Genomic DNA, 4,584 nt, shown 5'->3' with positions numbered 1-4,584 from the left:
GGGGTCAATTACCTAATTTTCAGGGAAAAAGTGCCTAAATTTCCCCCCCGAACACTCCAATGGCTGGCACTTTTTGATTTCAAAAAAGCCTAAAAATATTATCCAACAAGGTTTTTAGATTTATTCAGCAAACCCTACTTAGTGGTGCGTTACGACGGATTTTTACCTTCAAGTCAAAGCAGCAATTTTGGCTGTTACGTTTTACTACTTAGTGGTGCGTTACGACGGATTTTTACCTTCAAGTCAAGGCAGCAATTTTGGCCGTCTAACGCACCCTACGTTTTGCTGAAAAGGTCATCAACACAGTAACATCTACTAGCTGCCTTGCTTTCACTAGCGGGGAATATTGACCCCGATAATTGCTACTTTTGCGGGGTATGGGGGGAAGTACCCAGAATCTGAGCTGCTTCCCCTATCTTGATGACTAATCTTTTTGTCTTAACAAGACCCAGTTAAAACCCCCACCCTAGCTAGGTTGAACGAGATTATTTAAGCCATAAACCACTTTAGCGGTGATAATCTTATCCTTATCGGTAAGTTCTTCTAACACCTCTTTTCCCTGCACTAAATAGCCAAAAACCGAATAACGACCATCCATGAGATTAAACCCCGGAGGAGTTAATTCATTATCGAATTTAAAGAAAAAGAATTGCGAGGAACCTCCGTTAGGATTAGTATCGGGACGCGCTAGGGCCAATGCACCAAAAGCGTTAAAAGGCAAGGCGAGACTGGGTAAGTAAATCCCTAATTCTTCGAGAGTATTGCCATAAACTGGTTCTTCTTCCCCTTTAATCAAAATTTCTAAGGGAATAGAGCGATATTGCTTAGTTTTCGGGTCAAAAAAGCCCTCTTCTGCACCGACGGGATCCCCGGTTTGGACAACGAAATTATCTTCGCTGCGAATGAAGGGTAAACCGTCATAAAAACCCCGTTGGACTAAATCCACAAAGTTACCCCCATTAACTGGAGCGCTGTAACCATCGACAACGATAGTTAAATCTCCTTTGGTTGTCTGCATCTCTACGGTGGCACGTCCTCGCAATTGTGGCAAGTTAGCGTATTCTGGGGGAACGTTAAAGGGAAAACCCACCACCATTAATTCTTCTAAAGCGGTGATATTATTGAGCAATTCCCGTCTGGTTGACCAAACTGCCTCTTTATCCTTCGCTTCTACGGCCATATCGAGGGCTGCCACTCCCGTTTTTATTTTTTCGATTAATTCCTCCCCTTGACTTTTACTTGCTTCGGGAACACTATCTAAGATAGCGTTGCTTTTGGTCGAAAGGGCATAATTGGCATCCTTGACATCTTTTTTAATCGGACTCCAACGCTTGGCCCGCAGATGTTTGGCAATATCTTCGATCGATTGTTGCACTTGACGAATTGGTTTATTATCTATGGGTAAGGCATTGCGTAGAATAGCAGTGGGATCCGTGACCGCATCACCCTGAGCAAGCACAGCTAAAGCAGGGGTAGTTCCCTTAACCGTGAACAGACTTAAGATTAAAAATAGTGCTAGGGCAATACTAGCACCGCTTTTTAAGAAAAATTTGCCCCATTCCCGTAATCTTGTCGTTATTTTCATGTTTTGGTCGGTTCCTCAATGGCCATACCTATCCAAAATACTTGTAGGCTTTTAGCGCAACCCTTGTCAATAGGTGAGAAAACCGATCGAAGTCATCAGTTATCAGTTATCAGTTATCAGTTATCAGTTATCAGTTATCAGATGTGAGTTTTCAGTTCACCCATTACTGTTTACTGTTTACTGATCACTGAAAAAAGCTCCCCACCTCCCCAATTCATAATTTATAATTTATAATTCCCACTCCCTTTTATCACCTTTTGACTTCGTTATGACTATCATTGTCGATTATCGCTTTCCTCCCGCTATTGATGCCGAAAAACAGGCAAAAACGATCGCTATCGGTCAAACCGCCGGCACTTGGAGCGATCGCCACAGTCATCGTCAAGAGCAGCTGCAACAACACCTAGCGGAAGTGGTGGGGATCAGGGAGGAAGCCGACGGTTATAAGGTGGCTAGGGTGCGTTTTCCCCAGATAAACGTTGAAAATGACATCGCCAGTCTTTTAACCATGATTTTCGGCAAATATTCCATGGCTGGAGCCGGAAAAGTGGTGGGGGTGTATCTCCCCGAAACCTACGGCACGAAAGCCAAGCTGGGAATCACAGGAATTAGGCAACGTTTGGGGGTTTATGATCGACCTCTAGTGATGGCAATTTTTAAACCCGCTTTAGGACTATCGGCCCAAGATCACGCCGATATCCTGCGAGAAGTGGCTTTTGCTGGCTTAGACGTGATTAAAGATGATGAAATCATGGCGGATCTTCCCGTGGCTCCCACCCACGAGCGCCTAGATTGTTGTCGCCGGGTTTTGGAGGAAGTGCGGCAGCAAACCGGTAGAAATGTTCTTTATGCGGTCAATGTCACGGGAAAAGCGGACGAATTGCAGAGAAAAGCCCGTTTATTAGTGAAACATGGGGCTAATGCCCTATTATTAAACGTTCTTACCTACGGTTTTTCCGTTTTAGAAGCTTTAGCCAGTGATCCAGCGATCGATGTTCCTATTTTCGCCCATCCTGCCTTTGCCGGAGCGATGTGTGCCGGTACTGATACGGGATTAGCCTATTCTGTGGTTTTGGGAACGATGATGGCCCACGCAGGAGCCGATGCGGTGCTATATCCCGCCGCCTACGGTAGTTTACCCTTCGATCCGCAGGAGGAAGGCAAAATTCGCGATATTTTGCGCGATAGAAACGTTTTTCCGGTTCCCTCGGCCGGCATTCGTCCCGGTATTGTTCCCCAAGTGCTTCGGGATTACGGACGTAATGTTATCCTCAATGCGGGAACCGGAATTATGGACCACCCATCGGGACCAGCCAGTGGTGTGAGGGCTTTTTTTGAAGCTTTAGCCAGAATAGAAGCGGGTGATTCTTTTAATCCCGCCAATTTGCCGGAAGGAGCCTTAAAACAGGCAATTCTACAGTGGGGTTAAGAGCAACTTTTTTAAATGCACTATAGAGCTATTTTGTCAAGCATTTTTAGAAAAATTAACAAATAATCTCCCGTTTTAGATAGGGTTGCAGCACTTCTGGCACTTTTACCGTCCCGTCTGCCTGTTGATAATTTTCTAGGACAGCAGCCATAGTACGACCGATCGCTAATCCCGAACCGTTGAGGGTGTGGACAAAATTAGTGCCTTTTTGCCCTTTTTCTTTAAAGCGAATATTTGCCCGTCGTGCCTGGAAGTCTCTAAAATTAGAACAACTGGAAATTTCCCGATAGGTATTAGCCGAAGGTAGCCATACTTCTAAGTCATAACATTTGGCCGCCGCAAAACCCAAGTCACCGCTACACAATTCAATCACGCGATAGGGCAACTGTAAAGCTTGCAGGATTGCCTCCGCATTAGCGACTAAACTTTCGTGTTCCTGAGCAGAAGCGTCAGGATGGACGATTTTGACCATTTCCACCTTATTAAATTGATGCAAACGGATCAAGCCCCTCGTATCTTTGCCATAGCTGCCCGCTTCTCGACGAAAACAGGGAGTATAGGCACAGTGTTTTATTGGTAATTGCTCCGATGAGAGGATTTCATCGCGATAGAGGTTAGTTACGGGTACTTCTGCCGTTGGTGCTAACCAAAGCTCATCATCTCGACATTTAAAGCTTTCTTCCGCGAATTTCGGCAGTTGTCCCGTCCCGCGCAAGGAGTCACTATTAATTAAAATTGGTGGTAAAACTTCTGTATAACCGGCGACAATGTGGCGATCGAGCATAAAATTAATTAAAGCTCTTTCTAGGGCTGCCCCGACAGCGATAAGATTAACAAAACGACTCTGGGCGATCTTTACGGCCCGTTCAAAGTCTAAAATGCCCAATTTTTCCCCAATTTCCCAGTGAGGCAAAATATTCGGGTTAGTGGGTTTATATTCCTCTCCCCAGCGTTTGACTTCGATATTTTCCCGTTCATCCTTACCGATGGGAGTGGTTTCACTGGGTAAATTGGGTAAATCTAAGATTTTTTGGTCAATGGCCGCTTTAATGGCTTTTTCCTGCGGTTCTAATTGAGCTAGTTTACTTTTAATCTCGTTTCCTTCTGTTTTCAGCACCAAAATTTCGGGACTGTTGGCATCGCTGCCACTTTTAACTTTTTGTCCCACCAGTTTACCGATTTCGTTACTCCGGGCCTGTAAACTGCTGCGTTCTAACTCTAAAGCCTTCTGTTGTTGATTTAACTGGAGAATAGGGGCAATATCATAACTCCCTCCCCGACTATCTAAGCGTTTCTGTACTTCCTCTGGATTTTCTCTAATTTGCTTTAGGTCTAACATGGTACGAGTCAGTAAAAAGTAAAAAGTAAGTGGGGGAGTCGGGGAATTGGCAGCCTGAGGGGAAATGTTCTCAATCCCTAACCAATGGTCATTGACATCCTCGCCGCCGTAAAACGGACGGCGATTCCTCACCACGCCACTTTTTTAGGGTGGTCGCTGAACGGGGTTGACGCAGATAGCGAAAAACGCTTAATTGCTTAAGTCTGACACTTTCGACCCGTCCATTTTGAG

The 4,584-nt window shown here is 45.1% G+C and carries 3 protein-coding genes; 1 reads left to right on the top strand and 2 read right to left on the bottom strand.

Annotated elements, in window-relative coordinates; translation table 11 throughout:
- Nucleotides 1-466: 466 nt before the first annotated feature.
- On the bottom strand, nt 467-1,585 hold the full coding sequence (locus tag IM322_RS13900) for a peptidylprolyl isomerase (RefSeq protein WP_287676640.1): 1,119 nt from the start codon (nt 1,583-1,585) through the stop codon (nt 467-469).
- Nucleotides 1,586-1,853: 268 nt separating this feature from the next.
- Between IM322_RS13900 and IM322_RS13895 the strand changes: the two genes are divergently transcribed.
- Nucleotides 1,854-3,014 (top strand): 2,3-diketo-5-methylthiopentyl-1-phosphate enolase, encoded by a 1,161-nt coding sequence (locus IM322_RS13895; RefSeq protein WP_286825695.1) that lies wholly within the window; start codon nt 1,854-1,856, stop codon nt 3,012-3,014.
- Between the two features lie 55 nt (nt 3,015-3,069).
- Here IM322_RS13895 and serS read toward each other — a convergent pair whose 3' ends face one another.
- Nucleotides 3,070-4,353, bottom strand: coding sequence for a serine--tRNA ligase (gene serS, locus IM322_RS13890; protein ID WP_286825696.1), 1,284 nt, complete (start codon nt 4,351-4,353; stop codon nt 3,070-3,072).
- Nucleotides 4,354-4,584 lie beyond the last annotated feature (231 nt).

This window comes from Microcystis sp. M109S1, from assembly GCF_020247025.1.
Taxonomy (GTDB): Bacteria; Cyanobacteriota; Cyanobacteriia; order Cyanobacteriales; family Microcystaceae; genus Microcystis.
This window is presented reverse-complemented; position numbering and strand designations above follow the sequence as displayed.

Coding starts and splice junctions, on each gene's coding strand:
- IM322_RS13900 (WP_287676640.1), bottom strand. CDS start 1,585: ATGAAAATAACGACAAGATTACGGGAATGGGGCAAATTTTTCTTAAAA.
- IM322_RS13895 (WP_286825695.1), top strand. CDS start 1,854: ATGACTATCATTGTCGATTATCGCTTTCCTCCCGCTATTGATGCCGAA.
- serS (WP_286825696.1), bottom strand. CDS start 4,353: ATGTTAGACCTAAAGCAAATTAGAGAAAATCCAGAGGAAGTACAGAAA.